The organism is Flavobacterium glaciei (assembly GCF_003350545.1).
Lineage (GTDB): Bacteria > Bacteroidota > Bacteroidia > Flavobacteriales > Flavobacteriaceae > Flavobacterium > Flavobacterium glaciei.
Window position 1 is genome coordinate 18,136 of record NZ_QQBA01000003.1, and the last position, 19,082, is coordinate 37,217.

The 19,082-nt window shown below is 33.4% G+C and carries 19 protein-coding genes; 7 read left to right on the plus strand and 12 right to left on the minus strand.

The window, feature by feature from the left end:
- The first annotated feature begins 157 nt into the window (after positions 1 to 157).
- The 4 genes from hflX to DFR66_RS03545 all read left to right on the plus strand — a co-directional run bounded on the left by hflX (position 158) and on the right by DFR66_RS03545 (position 4,954).
- Positions 158 to 1,408, plus strand: a complete 1,251-nt coding sequence (gene hflX, locus DFR66_RS03530; protein WP_114753474.1) for a GTPase HflX — start codon at positions 158 to 160, stop codon at positions 1,406 to 1,408.
- A gap of 466 nt (positions 1,409 to 1,874) precedes the next feature.
- Positions 1,875 to 3,026, plus strand: coding sequence for a Na+/H+ antiporter NhaA (gene nhaA / locus DFR66_RS03535; RefSeq protein ID WP_114753475.1), 1,152 nt, complete (start codon positions 1,875 to 1,877; stop codon positions 3,024 to 3,026).
- A 342-nt stretch (positions 3,027 to 3,368) separates the two neighbouring features.
- Positions 3,369 to 4,256, plus strand: a complete 888-nt coding sequence (locus DFR66_RS03540) for a WG repeat-containing protein (protein WP_146841082.1) — start codon at positions 3,369 to 3,371, stop codon at positions 4,254 to 4,256.
- 149 nt (positions 4,257 to 4,405) lie between these two features.
- On the plus strand, positions 4,406 to 4,954 hold the full coding sequence (locus DFR66_RS03545) for a hypothetical protein (RefSeq protein ID WP_114753477.1): 549 nt from the start codon (positions 4,406 to 4,408) through the stop codon (positions 4,952 to 4,954).
- 209 nt (positions 4,955 to 5,163) lie between these two features.
- Here the strand turns inward: DFR66_RS03545 and DFR66_RS03550 are convergent, their stop codons facing one another.
- From DFR66_RS03550 to DFR66_RS03580, 7 genes are all read right to left on the minus strand, one after another.
- On the minus strand, positions 5,164 to 6,012 hold the full coding sequence (locus DFR66_RS03550) for a DUF3078 domain-containing protein (protein ID WP_114753478.1): 849 nt from the start codon (positions 6,010 to 6,012) through the stop codon (positions 5,164 to 5,166).
- A 47-nt stretch (positions 6,013 to 6,059) separates the two neighbouring features.
- A complete protein-coding gene (locus DFR66_RS03555; RefSeq protein WP_114753479.1) occupies positions 6,060 to 6,572 on the minus strand; it encodes a DUF2480 family protein in 513 nt (170 codons plus the stop codon).
- An 81-nt stretch (positions 6,573 to 6,653) separates the two neighbouring features.
- Complete coding sequence (locus DFR66_RS03560; RefSeq protein WP_113636249.1) at positions 6,654 to 6,977, minus strand: SUF system Fe-S cluster assembly protein; 324 nt, start codon at positions 6,975 to 6,977, stop codon at positions 6,654 to 6,656.
- Positions 6,978 to 6,998: 21 nt separating this feature from the next.
- On the minus strand, positions 6,999 to 7,715 hold the full coding sequence (locus DFR66_RS03565) for a hypothetical protein (protein ID WP_114753480.1): 717 nt from the start codon (positions 7,713 to 7,715) through the stop codon (positions 6,999 to 7,001).
- A gap of 13 nt (positions 7,716 to 7,728) precedes the next feature.
- A complete protein-coding gene (locus DFR66_RS03570) occupies positions 7,729 to 8,148 on the minus strand; it encodes a SufE family protein (protein ID WP_114753481.1) in 420 nt (139 codons plus the stop codon).
- Between the two features lie 18 nt (positions 8,149 to 8,166).
- A complete protein-coding gene (locus DFR66_RS03575; protein WP_114753482.1) occupies positions 8,167 to 8,604 on the minus strand; it encodes a hypothetical protein in 438 nt (145 codons plus the stop codon).
- A gap of 19 nt (positions 8,605 to 8,623) precedes the next feature.
- Positions 8,624 to 9,838: an aminotransferase class V-fold PLP-dependent enzyme gene (locus DFR66_RS03580; RefSeq protein ID WP_114753483.1), complete on the minus strand. Its 1,215-nt coding sequence runs from the start codon at positions 9,836 to 9,838 to the stop codon at positions 8,624 to 8,626.
- Positions 9,839 to 10,261: 423 nt separating this feature from the next.
- Between DFR66_RS03580 and DFR66_RS03585 the strand changes: the two genes are divergently transcribed.
- Positions 10,262 to 11,608, plus strand: a complete 1,347-nt coding sequence (locus DFR66_RS03585) for a serine hydrolase domain-containing protein (RefSeq protein ID WP_114753484.1) — start codon at positions 10,262 to 10,264, stop codon at positions 11,606 to 11,608.
- A gap of 264 nt (positions 11,609 to 11,872) precedes the next feature.
- Here DFR66_RS03585 and sufD read toward each other — a convergent pair whose 3' ends face one another.
- From sufD to DFR66_RS03610, 5 genes are all read right to left on the minus strand, one after another.
- Complete coding sequence (gene sufD, locus DFR66_RS03590) at positions 11,873 to 13,189, minus strand: Fe-S cluster assembly protein SufD (protein ID WP_114753485.1); 1,317 nt, start codon at positions 13,187 to 13,189, stop codon at positions 11,873 to 11,875.
- 81 nt (positions 13,190 to 13,270) lie between these two features.
- Positions 13,271 to 14,023, minus strand: coding sequence for a Fe-S cluster assembly ATPase SufC (gene sufC, locus DFR66_RS03595; protein WP_114753486.1), 753 nt, complete (start codon positions 14,021 to 14,023; stop codon positions 13,271 to 13,273).
- Positions 14,024 to 14,084: 61 nt separating this feature from the next.
- Positions 14,085 to 15,533 (minus strand): Fe-S cluster assembly protein SufB, encoded by a 1,449-nt coding sequence (gene sufB, locus DFR66_RS03600; protein ID WP_114753487.1) that lies wholly within the window; start codon positions 15,531 to 15,533, stop codon positions 14,085 to 14,087.
- Positions 15,534 to 15,577: 44 nt separating this feature from the next.
- Complete coding sequence (locus tag DFR66_RS03605) at positions 15,578 to 15,946, minus strand: four helix bundle protein (RefSeq protein WP_114753488.1); 369 nt, start codon at positions 15,944 to 15,946, stop codon at positions 15,578 to 15,580.
- Positions 15,947 to 15,989: 43 nt separating this feature from the next.
- The gene (locus tag DFR66_RS03610; RefSeq protein WP_114753489.1) at positions 15,990 to 16,319 is read right to left on the minus strand and encodes a HesB/IscA family protein; all 330 of its coding nucleotides are present in this window, start codon (positions 16,317 to 16,319) and stop codon (positions 15,990 to 15,992) included.
- 165 nt (positions 16,320 to 16,484) lie between these two features.
- On the opposite strand from DFR66_RS03610, the gene DFR66_RS03615 reads away from it, so the two are divergent.
- A complete protein-coding gene (locus DFR66_RS03615; protein WP_114753490.1) occupies positions 16,485 to 17,345 on the plus strand; it encodes an MBL fold metallo-hydrolase in 861 nt (286 codons plus the stop codon).
- Positions 17,346 to 17,421: 76 nt separating this feature from the next.
- Positions 17,422 to 19,050 carry a S8 family peptidase gene (locus DFR66_RS03620; protein WP_114753491.1) on the plus strand — a complete coding sequence of 543 codons (1,629 nt, stop codon included), beginning with the start codon at positions 17,422 to 17,424 and terminating at the stop codon, positions 19,048 to 19,050.
- Positions 19,051 to 19,082 lie beyond the last annotated feature (32 nt).

The window sequence follows — 19,082 nt, forward strand, 5'->3', positions numbered from 1 at the left end:
GTGGCAGAATACTTTTTATTAATGACGAAATTTTCTCCTTAACTTAATTTTTGGCTCGACCAAAATACTATCATTATTCACACGTTATGATTTTTTTATAAACCCAGAACCCAATAAGTCCCTTACAAATCATTAAATTTGTAACTTATTCAAAAATATGTTAGAAAAAGAAGTAATAAATTTCGAAAAAACGGCTATAGTTGGTATTGTAACTCAAAACCAAAGTGAAGAGAAACTAAACGAATATCTTGACGAATTGGAGTTTTTGACTTTTACCGCAGGAGGTCAAGTGGTGAAACGTTTTTCGCAAAAAATGGAACGTCCTAATCCTAAGACTTTTGTAGGAACTGGAAAAATTGAAGAGATTCATCATTTTGTAAAAGAAAATGATATTTCGACTTTGGTATTTGATGATGAATTATCGCCTTCACAGCAAAAAAATATATCTAAAATCATTACTGAATGTAAAATTCTGGACAGAACGCACCTTATCTTGGATATTTTTGCGCAACGTGCCGAAACTTCGTATGCAAGAACGCAGGTAGAGTTAGCACAATGTATCTATATGTTGCCTCGATTATCGGGATTGTGGACACACCTTGAGCGTCAAAAAGGGGGAATTGGAATGCGTGGACCTGGAGAGACAGAGATTGAAACAGACAGACGTATTGTACGAGATAGAATCGCTTTATTGAAAGATAAAATCAAAGCAATCGACAAGCAAATGGGAACGCAAAGAGGCAATCGCGGTTCCATGGTACGCGTCGCTTTGGTGGGGTATACCAATGTGGGGAAATCGACTTTGATGAATGCCGTTGGGAAAAGTGACGTTTTTGTAGAGAATAAACTTTTTGCTACGTTGGACACCACCGTTAGAAAAGTAGTTATCAAAAACCTGCCTTTCCTGCTTTCGGATACCGTAGGATTTATCAGGAAATTGCCAACACAACTGGTTGATTCTTTCAAAAGTACGCTGGATGAGGTTCGCGAAGCAGATTTGTTATTGCACGTTGTTGATATTTCGCATCCGGAATTTGAGGATCATATTGCATCCGTAAACCAAACGTTATTGGACATCAAGGCAAATGACAAACCGGTTATTATGGTTTTCAACAAAATCGATGCCTACAAGCATTTGACTATTGATGAAGATGATTTAATGACCGAAAAAACGCCAAGACATTACACGCTAGAAGAATGGAAAGCGACTTGGATGAGTCGAGTAGGAGAGCAAAATGCGTTATTTATTTCCGCTACCGAGAAAGAAAATTTTGAGGAGTTCAGAGAGCGCGTTTACGAATCCGTAAGACAAATTCACATAACCCGTTTTCCGTACAATAAATTTTTATATCCCGATTATAAAGACGCGGTGGAAAAAGAAGACAAAGACGAAGAAGAAAACGAATAATTTTCAATTTATTAATATACAGCTGTCAGTTCGAGCGCAGTCGAGAACAGCGCTAGTGAAGCAACAGAATCCCTTTTGATGTTTTCAAGAGGGATTTTTTTTCAATTCTTAATATAGATGTTATATTTTCTTTAGGCTTTTAATAACCTTGTTGCAGAGTCTCTTAGTCTATAAATATATATTTTAGCTACAAACGATACTAAAGAAGACATGTTTAAACTAAACAGTGTATAATTCCGTGGAAGTCGAGTTCGCTTATCATTAAAGCGAAGGCCTGTTTCTAAATATTAAACGCCAAATTATTGGATTATTTTTTTATATTAGGTGTTTCGGAAATTTGATACTTAGTATGATAAAATACTATATACTAGAAACCGACAAGTAGTGAAGTAGAACAGGAACTGAAGCGAGGTATTCATTCCACTAAAAACAACCGATTAAATAATTAACAGTAAGAGCAAATTAAATGAAAGCAACTAAACTATTTAAAGAATTTTTTGACAGTGAAAAAGCAGGTGGATTAGTTTTAATAGCTTGTACAATTGTATCATTAATTCTTGCAAACTCTATTTTTGGCACAGATTATAGTAACTTTTTTCAAATCAAAGTAGTAGGTTTGACCATAGAGCATTGGATTAATGATGGGCTGATGGCAATCTTTTTTTTGCTAATAGGCCTAGAATTGGAACGAGAAATTTATAGGGGTGAGCTTTCAAATTTCAAAAATGCTTTGTTTCCTATATTTGGGGCGATTGGTGGATTATTGCTTCCCGCCGGAATTTATTTGGTGTTCAATTATGGAACAGCAACACAATCGGGAATTGGAATTCCAATGGCAACAGATATTGCCTTTGCATTAGGTATTTTATCGTTGTTGGGAAATAAAGTTCCGCTTTCTCTGAAAATATTTTTGACTGCATTAGCTGTTATTGATGATTTATTTGCAATGATATTTATTGCAGTATTTTACACAAAAACATTAATATTTACAAATCTTTTTATAGCATTAGGAATTTTTGGATTACTGTTGATTTTTAATAGAATGAAGGTCAGAAACCTGATACCGTACTTGGTTGGCGGAATTGCCATGTGGTATTTTATGTTGCAGTCAGGCGTTCACGCTACAATTACAGGTGTTCTATTGGCATTTGCCATTCCGTTTGGTAATGGAGATGAAAAATCTACTTCCTATGTTTTACAGCATTTTTTACACAAGCCAGTAGCTTTTATCATTTTACCAATTTTTGCATTAGCTAACACAATAATTATTTTTAGTGGTGACCTTTCGCAAACCCTTACTGAAAACTATAGTCTGGGAATTGCATTTGGACTTGTTGTTGGCAAACCACTAGGGATATTTATTTTGACATTTCTAGCAGTATCTTTTGGATTTTGCAAACTTCCTGCTGGACTAAATTGGAAATCAATTTTGGGTGTTGGATTACTTGGTGGTATTGGATTTACGATGTCTATATTTATAACATTACTGGCATTTGAAAGTAATATAATCATCAATAATTCTAAATTAGTAATTTTAATTTCTTCACTAATTGCAGGATTACTGGGGTTTTTAACCTTAAAGTTAACCTTGAAAACTGAAACTAATGACGAAATTTAAAAAAAGGTTAGTAGTAAATTACTAGAATTACCACATAGTAAGCCCAAATATATAGTACCTGCTTTACAAACTCCCTTTCGATATTTTCAAGAGGGATTTTTTTTGGGCATGTCCCAGCTTTCTCTGCGTTACAGCTGCGTCAGGCTGTTCGTTGCAATCTCCCGAAGAAAAATCGGGAGGATTTCCGCTGCCATCCTTCATGCGGAGTAACGATAACGATTATTTACGAATAAAAAGTCCATTTGATGATTTGTAAGATAATTATTAAAGTGTATATTTGAAAGTAATACGCTATGAAGTAGTGCCTTCATACAAGTTATGTAACATTTTAAAAAGACAACAGTGAAAAAAACTATTCCAACTATATTGTTTCTACTTTTATCAATATTAATTTATTCTCAAGATTCTAAAATGAAGATTGAGGAAAATCGATTTATTGAAAGAAGGAATAACAAATTCGGTATAACGGACAGTTTACAAAACATTATAATTCCATTTAAATATGATTTCATAGAGTATGAAAATCAACGATTGATTGTACGTAAAAATAGCTTGAATGGACTTTTTTCTCTTGAAAATACAGAACTAGTACCGATAGAATTTAGATTTATTTTACCACGCAAAAATGATAGATTTATTCTCTGGAAAAATAATTCAACAGATGGATTATGTGATGCGAATGGAAAAATTATTATACCTGTAAAATATAAAAATGTTTCATCAACAGAAAATGATGACTTTTATATAACCGAAAATGAAAATAATCTGAATGGCATTTATGATTATAATGGGAAAAATATAATTCTAGAAGAATATAAATTTTTCGCAGTTGACGGGTATAAAATATTTGCTACAAAACATAATAAAGCGCAAATTATTGATCTCCAAAATTCAAAAAACAATATTGACTTAGATGAAAAAATTGAATTAATTGAAACTCTAAGACACCACGCAATGGGTGAAAATATATTTCAAATTATAAAAAAGGGAAATAAATTTGGCATTATAAACTCCAAAAATGAAACAATAATTCCAATCATTTATGATGAAATTAAATCGTCACAAAATTGGAGATATTTTATAATCAAGCAGAACAACAAAATTGGATTGATAAATGTTAATGGAACTTTAACTAAAGAACCAATTTATGATAGCATTGAATTACGAAAAGAATTTATTGTGCTAAAAAGAAAAAACATCAAAGACGAAATTTACTCTTACGAATATTAAAAACGTTGCATAACCGCCATTTTGAATTTACCGAAATTTAGTGGAATTATCGTTCCACATCAAGTTTTCGTTAAGCCGAAAGCTAAGCGTTTATGAACTTCTAGCCATCTCAATGCAGCAAAAAGGTAACAAATATTTAAAAAAAAACTATGAAAGAAACTTTATTGATAATCTCATTATTTTTAATTTTTAGTTGTTCAACTTCTCAAAAAATAGTTGATAAAGCTATATGTTCACAATACTTCGAGAATAAGTATACAGAAATATTAGATAAAAAATATGAAACTATTTATAACAAAGATACAATCACATATAATGAAATAAGATTCGAATGTGTTTATTCTGCATTATATACACATAAAGTGATGTTTGATAAATTCGGAAAATGGGATAAAACTATTTATCCAAATAATAAAAAATATCCAATTTTAGTTTGGGAAAAAGTTGACTTATACTCAAATGGAAAAAAATATAACGTGTACACTAATGGAACTGAAGAATGGAAACATATTTACGCATCTGTTATGGTTTTTGACGAAAATGGTACAGATTTGCTTTTTAAAGAATCACCTGAAAAAGAAAACCTTAAAAATTATTTTTCCGAACTAATTAAGAAACAGAATTCGAAAAAGAAAGATTTCTACAAAGTTTATTGGACAATGGTTGACCCAGAACGCGCGAAATCTATAAATTATTAAAAGCCTTGCTAACAGCAATATTGCTGGACTCAACTGTCGCTCGTTTGTCCACATTCTCTGGCGCTTGTTTGCAACGAGTACGAACTTAAATTAAGAAACAAATTATAGCGTTTGCAACAAAGATTAAAAAAAGCTATATCAATCTGCTACAGAACAAAAAAGACCTTTAGAAATTTTCTAAAGGTCTTTTTATATAAAAATTTATTTTTTTAGAAACCGTAGTTTACGCCTAATCCAAATACTTCTCTAACCTGAACGGCTTGAATCGAATTGTCATCATAAATGGCTTGTAACGCTACGTTAGCCGACAAGTATTTGTTTATCTTCATAATGACATTCATTTGGTAATCAATATCAACGTTTTGAGGATTATCTAAATAATTGGAATATAAATTCAGTCGGTTTTCTACAGATACATTCGTCATGATATTGAATTTATAGTATGCCGTAATACTGGCTCCAAACTCAAATCGAGTAGAATCGCCTTGCAATACTCCAAACGAAGGTCCAAATTCAGTAAAGTGAGGATGAACAACAACTAGTTTTGCTGTCGCCGGAGAAAAATTGACACTCAAATTATCACTCTTTTTCCAAAGTATTCCTGGTCCCAACTGGAAATAAGCCGGAGAGAAAAAATGGGATATTTTATCATCATTTTTGTCTAATCCAGTGTCCATTTGAGTCTTGAAATTGAAAAACATAGAATAATACCACTGTCCTTTGGCTTTCTTTCCCCAAAGAGAATTCAGTTCCAGACGATCGTCTGTTTTTGCAGTTTTTTCGTCTCCTTTTATTTTGGTTAAACCATATGCTAATATGAATTTGTTGTCCCAAACGATATCCTCTTTTTTATAATTGAAGTCATAATTCAGTCCAAAATTCCCCGCAATATTCGAAGTTCCACCACCCAGCCATTGCTTATTGTAAGCCGATTGATTAAAAAGCAGTGATATATTTCCCTTTTTGGTCCAATATTTTATCGTGTCTGTTGCCATTTCTTGCGCAGTAGCAGAAAGCATTGCAAAAAGAAACACTACAGAAAAAGCTATTTTTTTCATGTTTTTTCTCTAAAATATATTTTAAACTATTCTAAATAGTAGATTTTTTATCCCTTTTTGGGTGCTTTGTACAACGGAACGGCAGAGCACGCTTCGCCATACATAATACTTCGTGCAAAAGGTTGCAAGTAATGCGCTGCTAATACATAAGCCCTCATAGGAACCGGTTTTCTGGAGCATCCTTTTATGATAATTGGCTTATCTTTATAAACCGAGTAGTCTATTTTAGGCAACAATTCTTCATAGAGTGAAGCGTCTAAATCTTCTAAAGTTCCATTGATGATTTTCTTTGCAAACGGCGCTAATTGAATCGCAACCAAAATGGAAGCCCAAGCCGGAACTATAGCATCTGTACTGCAATGAATAGCCACAAATTGATCTTGGTATTGTGACCAATCATGATTTTTTAATTCCTCTCTAAAGTCTTTTTCTTTCAATAAAAAACCTTCTAAAAGCCATTTCGAAATATCGATTTGCGTACGAATCCCTTTTGGATAATAATCTTCGAGGTCGAAAACTTCCAAAACACTATTTGCAACTTTATTTATTATTTCTTCCATTTTTGAAGTCTTAAAGTCGAAAGTCGAAAGTCATAAAGTCAACTATTTTGAGACTTTATGACTTTTGACATTAGGACTAATTTAAAGCATTCCCAATTCTAATTTAGCTTCTTCGCTCATTAAATCTTTGCTCCAAGGCGGATCAAAAGTAATTTCTACTTCAGCATCTTTTACATTCTCTAATGATTTTACTTTTTCTTCCACTTCTCTTGGTAAACTTTCTGCAACCGGGCAGTTTGGAGAGGTAAGTGTCATCAAGATTTTTACTTCGTAATCAGTATTGACCATTACGTCATAAATTAATCCTAATTCGTAAATATCTACAGGAATCTCCGGATCGTATATAGTCTTTAATATTTTTACGATTGATTCTCCTAACTCGGTGGTGTCTATTTCTTGTGTCATTTTTTTAATTTTTAATTTTTATTATTCGTAAATAACTGATATTAATGTGGTTGTGTCAAATAAGGAAACAATTTCACTAACTCCAAAATTAGTATTTGAAAATATAGTACCAGGGGTAATTTTATTGTTGTACTGTTTATTTAGAGTGACTGTATTGGTGTAATAACCTTTATTGGTTTGAAAAGTGTATGTTCCTAAGCAGTTATTGCCATTTATAAAATTGATTTTTTTTAATTGTGAATCAAATGATTCTGAATAATTTTTCCTCGGATAGTTTGTATCAATTTGTTTTGAATTGTAATCAACAATAATATTGAATAGGAATGTATTATAATTACCACCAAAATATTTTTTGAAAATTTCGGTTAAAGCTTTATTTCCTCTCTTGAAGAATAGTTTCGTTTTATTCTTTTTCAAATCATAGGTTCCTTCTATAGTGTTAGTGGTATGGTATAAAGTACTTTCTAGTATTTTTTTATCTTCGTAATTAAAATTTTTAATTTCAATAAATCCAACAATTTTTGTCGAATCAAGAGGACTTATTACTTTTGAAAATTTTAATTTTGGGTATTGAAATTGGAGTAATAATGTGTCTGCATACACTTTGTCATTCTCAATGAAAAAGTTTGATTTTTGTTCATAAACAAATTTTATTTTTGAATATTTTTCCGGTATTACTGTTTGTGAGAAAACAATATTACAGGCCAAAATTATCATTGTAAAAAATATTTTTTTCATACGAATATCGAAATTAATTCTGCGTGTTGAACGCCAATGCATACATTTTTATGTTTTTTATCATCGATACCAAACCGTTAGCGCGAGTGGGTGATAAGTGTTCTTTCAAACCTATTTCATCAATAAAATTCATGTCGGCTTCGAGAATATCAGACGCTTTTTGATTGGAAAAAGCACGAATTAATATCGCAATAATCCCTTTAGTTAAAATGGCATCGCTATCGGCAGTAAAAACAATTTTGTCATCCGTTTGTTCTCCTTGCAACCACACTTTAGACTGGCAGCCTTTAATCAGATTGTTTTCGGTTTTGAATTCTTCTTTGATTAAAGGAAGTTTTTTCCCTAATTCGATGATGTATTCATAACGCTCCATCCAGTCGTCAAACATGGAGAACTCGTCAACAATTTCTTCTTGTATTTCTTTAATTTTCATACTATGCTGAATTTATTTTCAGTTTTTTTCTTTAGCTAATAAAGTTATCGTATTCACGAATTTCTTAATTTCTTTTGGTGGAAAACCATGATCAAAACTATTCGTTTCATAGTTTTTATCTTTGATGATGATTTTCAAATTGGCAATAGCCGCACCGTCATGAAAACGTTTTTCTGTTGGTGCTTTAAATTTGGATAAACTATCTAATTCCACTTTTTTAAAACAATCTAGTAACTCTTTCCAGTCTGCATCCGATATTTTTGTTGGTATCGGTTTATCATTTCCATCTCTGTCTTTTGACACCGTCAACATCTGATTTTTCACTGTTATTTTTTGATAAAAACCTCTAGTGTTGGCTGTGTATTCAATAGCAGCGGTTTCAATATCTTGCGCTTTTGCGCTATCACAACCGTTGCCTAGGAAAATAGTCAGAAATAATAAGGATAGAATTTTCATGTGTTGATATTTGTGATTTTTAGGACAACATGAGTTGCGCTCTTTTAATAGCTTCAACCATTACGTCAATTTCTTCTTTGGTATTATAAAAGGCAAATGACGCTCTTATAGTTCCAGGAATTTTAAAGAAATCCATAATGGGTTGTGCACAATGATGACCTGTTCGTACGGCTATTCCTAATTTGTCAATTATGGTGCCAATGTCGTACGGATGAATACCTTCAATATTAAACGAAATTACGGAAGTTTTTTCTTTGGCGGTACCAAAAATCTTTAAACCTTCAACTTCTAATAATCGTTTCGTTCCGTATTCTAATAATTCCTTTTCTTGCTGTTGAATGTTGTCAAAACCAACTTCATTCATATAATCCACAGCGGTTCCTAGTACAATTCCTCCGGCAATATTTGGTGTTCCAGCTTCAAATTTATGAGGCAACTCTGCATAAGTAGTTTTCTCGAAAGTCACTTCCTTAATCATTTCGCCTCCACCTTGATAGGGCGGTAATTTGTTCAACCACGCTTCTTTTCCGTATAAAATTCCAGTTCCTGTTGGTCCACATATTTTATGTCCTGAAAATACATAAAAATCACAATCTAATTCCTGAACATCTGGTTTTAAATGTGGAACAGCTTGCGCTCCGTCAATCAAAATTGCCGCGCCAACTGCATGTGCTTTGTCAATCATATATTTAATTGGATTGACAGTTCCCAATGCATTCGAAATATGATTTACGGTAACAACTTTGGTTTTATCCGAAAGTAATTTGTCATACTCTGACATAATCAATTCGCCATCAAGATTCATGGGAATCACGCGCAAAGTTGCTCCCGTTTTCTCGCATAACATTTGCCAAGGCACAATATTGCTGTGGTGTTCCAATGCAGAAACTAAAACTTCATCGCCTGGTTTCAAAATCGAAGCAAATCCATTAGTAACTAAATTTATTCCATGCGTTGTTCCCGAAGTAAAAAGCACTTCATAAGCAAACTTAGCATTAATGTGATTTTGAATTTTCCCACGAGAAACCTCATACGCATCGGTTGCTAATTGACTCAACGTGTGAACACCACGATGGATATTAGCGTTGATTTCCTGATAATATTTTGAAATTGCATCAATCACCACTTGTGGTTTCTGCGAAGTGGCTCCATTGTCAAAATAAACCAATGGTTTTCCGTTTACTTTTTGCGAAAGTATAGGGAAGTCGGCTCTAATCTTATTGATATCTAACATTTTTCGGCTTGTTTTTAATGTTTGTATTGGTCCATTTGAACAATATAAGCAAACATTTTTTTTGAGAAACTAATTTGGAATTAGCTCTTCATTATTTAGAATTTTTCTAAATACAAAAGTAGTGAAATTGGAATTAATTTTTGGCAAACACTTGTTAATAAAAGTTATTACTATTCACGATTTAGAAAAATATAATACAACTTCAAATCTTACTTTTTTGTAAATCGGAAGATTTTATGAAACAATTTCTCTTTATAAATTTAACCATTAAGAAATTAAGAAAAATTAAGGTATTAGTTCTTAATGAAACTTAATTTCTTAATGGTTTAAAAAAATTTGTTCACAGAAAAATGATTTTTCAGTAGTACAATGTATTTCAAGAATGTGGTTCTTTTTTATTAAATTGCTTCAAATTAATTTTCTATGAAAAAAATCTTCAAGCTCGTTGTTTTTGCGTCTTTAATCGGAATCTTTTACTTGGGGTTCACCACTTATCCAAAACTGGATTTAATTTCTGGCTTTTCGGCCAAAAGTATGGCTTCAGGACATTTTATTGATAATCGCTCGCAGGAAATGATTGAGAAGGGCGACAATGATATCGACATGATTGATTTGGCCAAAAACAATATTGAAGAAGCCGGAAAGTTTGCCGTTGCTTCAGTTTATGGTTTGAAAGAGCGAAAAGCAATTTACCGCGAGGGTTTGGGAGCCACTTTAATCAATGATGATTTTGATGTTTCAAAACCGTATTTAGTTCCCAAAAGAACAAAATTGAATAACAATTTACCTTTTCCGTTTGGAAATAACGAACCTAAAGACACCATTTTTGCTAATGTTGATTATGCTAAATTGAATGCGGCTGTCGCCAATGCTTTCGATAAAAAAGGAGAATTGAAAAAGAGAACGCGTTCCCTTTTAGTGATTTATAAAGATAAAATTATTGCCGAAAAGTATGATACAGGTTTCGATAAAAACAGTAAAATTCTGGGTTGGTCAATGACAAAAAGTATCACGAGCGCTATGTTTGGAGTTTTGGAAAAACAAAGAAAATTTGACATTGATGATCCTGCTCCAATTCCAGAATGGGCAAATGACAACCGAAAATTGATAACCACAAGTGATTTGCTGCACATGAATTCCGGTCTACAATGGGTAGAGGATTACGCTTCTATATGTGATGCTACAAAAATGCTTTTTCAAGCCGAAGACATGACTCGCGCGCAACTTGAGAAACCGGCAGAATATAAACCCAATATGCGATGGAACTACTCCTCTGGAACTTCTAATTTGCTTTCGGGAATTTTGCGTAAGCAGTTCAAAACGCATCAGGAATATTTAGATTTTTGGTACAGCGCTTTGATTGATAAAATAGGAATGAACTCTATGGTTATCGAAACCGATATGGCGGGAAATTATGTGGGTTCATCTTACGGTTGGGCTACAACGAGGGATTGGTCTAAATTTGGGTTGTTGTATTTACATAACGGTAATTGGAACGGTGAACAAATTTTCAACGAAAGTTGGGTAAAATACACTGTAACTCCTACCAATAGATCTGAGGGAAGATATGGTGGTCATTTTTGGCTTAATGCCGGCGGATCATTCCGTGATGTGCCTAGAGATATGTATTATTGCAGCGGTTTTCAGGGGCAAATGGTGGCGATTATTCCATCACTTGATTTAGTAGTTGTAAGAATGGGATTGAAAGAAGATCCTGAATTCGACTTTAATGGAATGTTGAGAGATATAATTGAAAGTGTGAAGAAATAATATTCATGATAAAGAATAAAGTTATACAATCAGTTTTAATGATAATTGGAGGTTGGTTTTTAATAGGTTTAGGTTATTCTACGAATTTAGGTTACTCAATAATAAATACATTTTGTTTCTTGGGAGGTCTTGTGTTGTTTTTTATAGGAATTATAATGTTTATTATTGCAGTAAGAGACTAAAATTTAACCGAAAAGGGCACAAAGTTTAGAAAAAAACCTTGTGCCCTTTGTGCGTAAATCTTTGCGATTTTTGTGTTAAAAACTACAAATCAAATCCCAATTTCACCCCTAATTTTGTGGCGATGATTTTGGTAATTCGTTGTTTTAATTCTGGTATTTTGATGTTTTCTATAACGGCATTCGAGAATGCATACATCAATAACGCCTTGGCTTCTTTTTTAGGAATTCCGCGTTGTTGCATGTAGAACATTGCCGTTTCGTCTAATTGTCCAACGGTACAACCGTGAGAACATTTTACGTCATCAGCAAAAATCTCTAATTGCGGTTTAGCATTTATTGTCGCTTTGTCGCTCAATAAAATATTATTGCTTTTTTGGAACGCATTCGTTTTTTGAGCGTCTTTTTCTACGTATACTTTTCCGTTGAAAACACCTGTAGAGCGATCAGCATAGATTCCTTTATAATCTTGGAAACTTTCGCAATTTGGAGCCGCATGTTTCACTAATGTATAATGATCTACGTGTTGTTTTTCACCAATAATCGTGATTCCGTTTAACGTACTTGTCAATCGTTCTCCAAAATGATAAAAATTCAAGTTATTTCTCGTTAAGTTTCCTCCAAAAGAGAAGGTGTGAACCGAAACGTGACTTTCTTTTTGTTGAGAAACGTAGGTGTTATCTATTAAATTAGCTTCAAGCGTATCGTTTTGGATTTTGTAATAATCAACTATAGCACGTTTTTGAGCAAAAATCTCGGTAACAGAATTCGTTAACACTGGATTTTCGTTTAAACTTTGATGACGCTCAATAATTTGGACATGTGAATTTTCACCCACAACCACTAAGTTTCGTGGTTGAACCAAAAGAGCCGCTTCGTTTCCTGTTGAGAAATACATGATTTCAATAGGCTTGTCTGCTACTTTGCTTTTTGGAATGTTGATATACGCTCCTTCAATAGCAAAAGCTGTATTCAAGGAAGTTAAGCTTTCTTCTTTGTTGGCAATTTGGTTAAAATATGCATCAATAACCATTTTGTATTTTGGTTTTGTCAATGCCGATGACATCAAGCAAACATCAATTCCTTCGTGTGTGGTTGACGATAAATGTGAACTGAAAACACCATCAATAAACACTACTTTATAGGTGTCTATTTCGTGTAAAAAATATTTTTTTACATGGTTGAATTCAACTGCATTTTCTTGTTTAGGAAAAACGGTAAAGTCATTTTTTAAGATGGCGTTTAGCGAAGTGTATTTCCAAGCTTCGTCTTTTTTGGTTGGGAAACCTTTATTTTCAAAGTTTTTTATGGCGGCAGTTCTCACGTCATGAAGTTCAGAATGAACATCGACGCGCTCTTCGAAAGCCATAAAAGACGATAGTAATTTTTCTTTTAATTCCATTTTTATATTGTTTAAAGTTTAAGGTTTAAAAGTTTAAAGTTATCTCGAGGCAACTTTAAACTTTAAACTTCAAACAAAATTTTAAGCTTCTTGTTCTTGTTTAATCCAGTCGTATCCTTTTTCTTCCAGTTCGTGTGCTAGTTCTTTTCCGCCGGATTTTACAATTTTTCCGTTGTAAAGTACGTGAACAAAATCAGGAACGATATAATCTAATAAACGTTGGTAGTGTGTAATTACTACGATGGCGTTTTTGTCGCTTTTTAGTTTATTAACCCCATTAGCAACAATTCGTAACGCATCAATATCCAATCCAGAATCAGTTTCATCAAGAATAGCCAATTTTGGTTCTAGCATTGCCATTTGGAAAATTTCGTTACGTTTTTTCTCTCCACCAGAAAAACCTTCGTTTAGAGAACGAGACAAAAATTTACGGTCGATTTCTAATAATTCTGATTTTTCACGGATCACTTTTAGCATTTCATTTGCAGGCATTTCTTCCTGACCGTTTGCTTTACGCGTTTCGTTGATAGCGGTTCTCATGAAGTTCGTAACTGAAACTCCTGGAATTTCAACCGGATATTGGAACGAGAGAAAAACACCTTTGTGTGCTCTTTCTTCTGGTGCCAATTCCGAAAGGTCTTCTCCGTCTAAAGAGATTTCTCCTCCGGTTACTTCGTAGTTTTCGTTTCCTGCAATGATAGACGCCAGTGTACTTTTTCCAGCACCGTTTGGTCCCATAATCGCGTGAATTTCTCCTGCTTTTACTTCAAGATTAATTCCTTTTAATATTTCTTTGTCACCTATCGAGGCGTGTAAATTTTTTATTGATAACATGTTTCTATTTTTAAACCATTAAGGTATTAAGATTCATTAAGTTTTGTTTTGTAATCAGAGATTACCCTACACTTCCTTCTAACGAAATTTCTAATAATTTTTGTGCTTCTACTGCAAATTCCATTGGTAACTTATTCAATACATCTTTACTGAAACCGTTTACGATTAAAGCAATTGCTTTTTCAGTTGGAATTCCACGTTGGTTGCAATAGAAAACTTGGTCTTCGCCAATTTTACTTGTCGTAGCCTCATGTTCTATTTTTGCCGATGGATTTTTACTTTCGATGTAAGGGAATGTATGTGCGCCACAATTGTTCCCCATTAATAACGAGTCACATTGCGAAAAGTTTCTGGCGTTGTCTGCGTTTGGTGAAATTCGGACTAAACCTCTGTAACTGTTCTGTGATCTTCCGGCAGAAATTCCTTTAGAAATAATGGTCGATTTAGTGTTTTTACCTAAATGAATCATTTTGGTTCCAGTATCGGCTTGTTGGAAATTATTGGTAACAGCAATTGAATAAAATTCTCCTGTTGAATTATCTCCTTTTAAGATAACAGAAGGATATTTCCAAGTTATCGCTGAGCCAGTTTCTACTTGTGTCCAAGAAATTTTTGCGTTTTTCTCGCAGATTCCTCTTTTAGTCACAAAGTTGAAAACGCCACCTTTTCCTTCTTTGTTTCCAGGATACCAGTTTTGTACAGTTGAATATTTGATTTCTGCATCGTCTAAAGCGATTAGTTCCACTACAGCAGCGTGTAATTGATTTTCATCACGACTTGGAGCCGTACAACCTTCAAGGTAAGAAACATAACTGCCTTCGTCAGCAACTAATAATGTTCTTTCAAATTGTCCTGTTCCTGCTTGATTGATTCTGAAATAAGTCGAAAGTTCCATTGGGCAACGAACGCCTTTTGGAATATAACAGAAAGATCCATCAGAGAAAACTGCTGAATTTAGCGCCGCATAAAAGTTGTCTTTTTGCGGTACAACTGTTCCTAAATATTTACGAACTAATTCTGGATGCTCCTTGATGGCTTCAGAAATACTCATGAAGATAATTCCTTTTTCGCCTAATGTTTTCTTAAATGTAGTCGCTACAGAAACTGAATCGACTACGATATCCATTGCTACATTATTCATCATTTTTTGCTCATCGACAGAGATACCTAACTTTTTATACATTTCTAAAAGTTCCGGATCTACATCGTCCAATGTTTTATTGGGATCTACCGCTTTTGGAGCTGAATAATAAGAAATAGCCTGAAAATCAGGTTTAGTGTAATGCACATTTGCCCATTCCGGTTCTGTCATTTGCTCCCAAGCACGAAAAGCCTCTAGACGCCAATCCGTCATCCATTGTGGCTCTCCTTTTTTGTTCGAAATTGCGCGAACGATATCTTCATTTAAACCAATAGGAAACGTTTCTGATTCTAATTCGGTGTAAAATCCGTATTCGTATTCTTTAGTTTCGAGTTCGATTTTTAAGTCGTCTTCTGTATATTTGCTCATTCTGATTTAAAGATTTAAAGATTTAAAAATTCAAAAATTGAAAATTAAACTTTATTATTTGTATCTAAATATTTAATAAAATTAGAAAGGTTTTGAGAAATTTCAATAGTTAAATTATAACTTTTTTGAATTTCTTCGTGATTGCAAAAACCTAACTCTCTGGATAATATCAACATATTTCTAACCTCAGCACAACTGCCTTTGGAGATTTTTAAATATCTTGTAAATTGTCTATTATTGTTGTATTCTGAACCTTCTGCAATGTTATTTGTTATTGAAACTACTGCTCTTTTTATTTGGTCCTTAAAACCAAATTCTTTTTCCAAGGATTTATTATTTAATAATTCAAAAACTAATTTAGTTAAGACAATACCTTTTTTATGGACATCAAATTCTTCAAATGATTTTGTCATACTATCATTAATCTTTTAATTTTTAAATTTTTCAATCTTTAAATTAAAGAGAGAAACTCTCTCCGCAACCACATGTTCTATTGGCATTAGGATTATTGAAAACAAACCCTTTACCATTAATTCCTCCTGAGAATTCTAATATTGTCCCAGCTAAGTACAGAAAAGATTTTTTTTCAACAGCGATAGTGATATCGTTGTCTACAAAAATTTTATCGTCTTCGTTTTTTGTTTTATCAAATTTTAAATCATAAGACAATCCAGAACATCCGCCGCTTTTTACACCCACTCTTACATAGTCGATTGCAGCGTCAAAACCATCATCTTTCATTAAATCGATGATTTTTTTTCTTGCTGTGTCAGAAACTTTTATCATAGCTTATATTGATTTTGTCTAAATTAAGGACAAAGATAGTGTATAAAATGCTTTTTCCATAATTGATAACATTTTTATAACCAATGCAAAAATAGAAAAAAGCTATTTGAAACCTTAAAAAGCATTTGAATTCCCTAACTTTGAAACGGCTCAAAAAACAAAAACATGAAACTATATCCCATTGAAACTGGAAATTTTAAACTCGACGGCGGCGCAATGTTTGGCGTGGTGCCAAAAACCATTTGGAACAAAACCAATCCCGCTGATGAAAACAATTTGATTGATATTGCGGCACGCTGTTTATTGATTGAAGACGGCAACCGATTAATTTTGATTGATACAGGAATGGGAAACAAGCAATCCGAGAAATTTTATGGGTATTACTCGCTTTGGGGAACACATTCCATGGATAAATCATTAGGTAAATATGGTTTTCATCGGGATGATATTACCGATGTTTTTATGACGCATTTGCATTTTGACCATTGTGGCGGTAGTGTACAATGGAATGCTGACAAAACAGGATACGAACCCGCTTTTAAAAATGCTAAATTCTGGTCTAATGAAAATCATTGGGAATGGGCGACAAAACCTAATGTCAGAGAAAAAGCATCTTTTTTATCTGAAAATATTTTACCGATGCAGGAAAGCGGACAGCTGAATTTCATTCAAAGACCGGAAGGAGATTTTCTTGCAACTTCAGAGTTGGGTTTTGGTATTTTCTTTGCTGATGGGCATACCGAAAAGCAAATGATTCCGCACATTAAATATAAGGACAAAACAATCGTCTTTTGCGCTGATTTATTGGCGACAGCCGGACACATTCCTGTTCCGTATGTGATGGGATACGATACCAGACCTTTATTGACGATGCCAGAAAAAGAAAAATTCATGAATGCGGCCGCAGATAATAATTACTATTTGTTCTTAGAACATGACGCACATAATGAAATCATTACTGTACAAAGAACAGAAAAAGGGGTACGACTGAAAGAAGTTTATAAATGTGACGAAGTCTTAACTTAGTGTTAATCACAATGCATTTTGTAACAAAAAAAAATTATTTTAGACAAATATTTCAAAAACTAAATAAAAATTCAAAATGAATACCATCAAACCTATTTACATTTCTGCTTTTGCTTTTTTAGCATTAGTAGGATGTGGCGCTTCAAAACAAGTTTCAAATACTTCTAATTCAGGACTCGTTGCTATTAGCGCTCCTTTGAATATTACAAAAAAGACACCTATAACTGAAAATGACTTAAAACGTTGGAGTCATTTAGATATTGTAACGGATACCATTCCTGGAATGAGTGTTGATAAGGCTTACGCCGAATTGTTAAAAGGTAAAACAGGCGTTCCAGTTATCGTTGGAATAGTAGATTCTGGTGTGGATATCGAACACGAGGATTTAAAATCAGTACTTTGGACCAATAAGAAAGAAATTGCCGGAAACGGAATTGACGATGACAAAAACGGATATATTGATGATATTTACGGTTGGAATTTTCTTGGTGATATTACCAAAGAAAATCTAGAATACGAAAGAATTCTAAAAGACAAAAGTTTAGTTAATGAAGCTACTTATTTAGAAGCAAAAGCACTAAATGACAAAAAAGTAGCTGATGCAACTACAGGAAAAGCACGTTCAGAGCAAATGCTAGAGGCTATTGCTACAGATGATGCTGTACTAGTAAAACATTTTGGAAAACCTGTTTATACAGTCGAAGAGGTAAATGCAATTGAATCACAAGATCCTGCAATACAAAACAGCAAAGCGGTTATGCAACAAATGCTTTCTTATGGATTGCCAGTTGCGGATTTAAAGGTGGCTGTTCAAAAACAATTAGAAGATCAAATTGCACTTATCAATGGGGATCATCTTAAAACGGATTACCGTAAAGTAGTAGGAGATAATCCAAATGATATTACCGATACTAAATACGGAAACAACAATGTAATGGGACCAGACAAGAACGAAATTCTTCACGGAACCCACGTTGCTGGTATTGTAGCTCAATCAAGAAACAATACACTTGGTGGAGATGGAGTTGCTAATAATGTTCAAATTCTTACCGTTCGTGCAGTGCCAGACGGTGATGAGTACGATAAAGATATTGCACTTGGAATTCGTTACGCTGTTGATAATGGTGCCAAAGTAATCAACGGTAGTTTTGGAAAAAGTTTTTCTCCACACAAGCAATGGGTTTATGATGCTATAAAATATGCTGAGAAAAAAGATGTATTAATCGTTCACGCAGCGGGTAATGATGCAAAAGATATTGATTATGCAGAGAATTTCCCTAACGATTCTGAAGATAAAGTAACCGAGTTTGCGGATAATTTAATCACAATTGGAGCTTTAAATTTTGAATACGGAAACAAAGTTGTAGCTCGTTTTTCTAATATCGGAAAAATCAATGTAGACGTTTTTGCTCCCGGAGTAAAAATCTACGCAACAACTCCAAACAATACATACAAGTACTTACAAGGAACTTCAATGGCTGCGCCAAATGCTGCCGGAGTTGCTGCTTTGATTCGTTCGTACTATCCAAAATTATCTGCTAAACAAGTGAAGCATATTTTAATGGATTCTGGAATTGCAATCATTACAGATGTTATTGTAGGAGGAAAGGCAAATGACACACGTTCTTTTACTACTTTGTCTAAATCAGGTAAAATAGTTAATGCATATAACGCTTTACTAATGGCTGAAAAAATGTCTAAATAATATTAAAAATAAATCATTTCTTGGAAGGGCAA

Excerpts from the sequence above, each read along its gene's own strand:
- hflX (WP_114753474.1), top strand. The coding sequence starts at position 158 with ATGTTAGAAAAAGAAGTAATAAATTTCGAAAAAACGGCTATAGTTGGT.
- DFR66_RS03620 (WP_114753491.1), top strand. The coding sequence starts at position 17,422 with ATGAATACCATCAAACCTATTTACATTTCTGCTTTTGCTTTTTTAGCA.
- DFR66_RS03545 (WP_114753477.1), top strand. The coding sequence starts at position 4,406 with ATGAAAGAAACTTTATTGATAATCTCATTATTTTTAATTTTTAGTTGT.
- DFR66_RS03555 (WP_114753479.1), bottom strand. The coding sequence starts at position 6,572 with ATGGAAGAAATAATAAATAAAGTTGCAAATAGTGTTTTGGAAGTTTTC.
- DFR66_RS03580 (WP_114753483.1), bottom strand. The coding sequence starts at position 9,838 with ATGTTAGATATCAATAAGATTAGAGCCGACTTCCCTATACTTTCGCAA.
- DFR66_RS03575 (WP_114753482.1), bottom strand. The coding sequence starts at position 8,604 with ATGAAAATTCTATCCTTATTATTTCTGACTATTTTCCTAGGCAACGGT.
- DFR66_RS03610 (WP_114753489.1), bottom strand. The coding sequence starts at position 16,319 with ATGATAAAAGTTTCTGACACAGCAAGAAAAAAAATCATCGATTTAATG.
- DFR66_RS03605 (WP_114753488.1), bottom strand. The coding sequence starts at position 15,946 with ATGACAAAATCATTTGAAGAATTTGATGTCCATAAAAAAGGTATTGTC.
- sufD (WP_114753485.1), bottom strand. The coding sequence starts at position 13,189 with ATGGAATTAAAAGAAAAATTACTATCGTCTTTTATGGCTTTCGAAGAG.
- DFR66_RS03615 (WP_114753490.1), top strand. The coding sequence starts at position 16,485 with ATGAAACTATATCCCATTGAAACTGGAAATTTTAAACTCGACGGCGGC.
- DFR66_RS03585 (WP_114753484.1), top strand. The coding sequence starts at position 10,262 with ATGAAAAAAATCTTCAAGCTCGTTGTTTTTGCGTCTTTAATCGGAATC.
- sufC (WP_114753486.1), bottom strand. The coding sequence starts at position 14,023 with ATGTTATCAATAAAAAATTTACACGCCTCGATAGGTGACAAAGAAATA.
- DFR66_RS03560 (WP_113636249.1), bottom strand. The coding sequence starts at position 6,977 with ATGACACAAGAAATAGACACCACCGAGTTAGGAGAATCAATCGTAAAA.
- nhaA (WP_114753475.1), top strand. The coding sequence starts at position 1,875 with ATGAAAGCAACTAAACTATTTAAAGAATTTTTTGACAGTGAAAAAGCA.
- DFR66_RS03550 (WP_114753478.1), bottom strand. The coding sequence starts at position 6,012 with ATGAAAAAAATAGCTTTTTCTGTAGTGTTTCTTTTTGCAATGCTTTCT.
- DFR66_RS03570 (WP_114753481.1), bottom strand. The coding sequence starts at position 8,148 with ATGAAAATTAAAGAAATACAAGAAGAAATTGTTGACGAGTTCTCCATG.
- sufB (WP_114753487.1), bottom strand. The coding sequence starts at position 15,533 with ATGAGCAAATATACAGAAGACGACTTAAAAATCGAACTCGAAACTAAA.
- DFR66_RS03565 (WP_114753480.1), bottom strand. The coding sequence starts at position 7,715 with ATGAAAAAAATATTTTTTACAATGATAATTTTGGCCTGTAATATTGTT.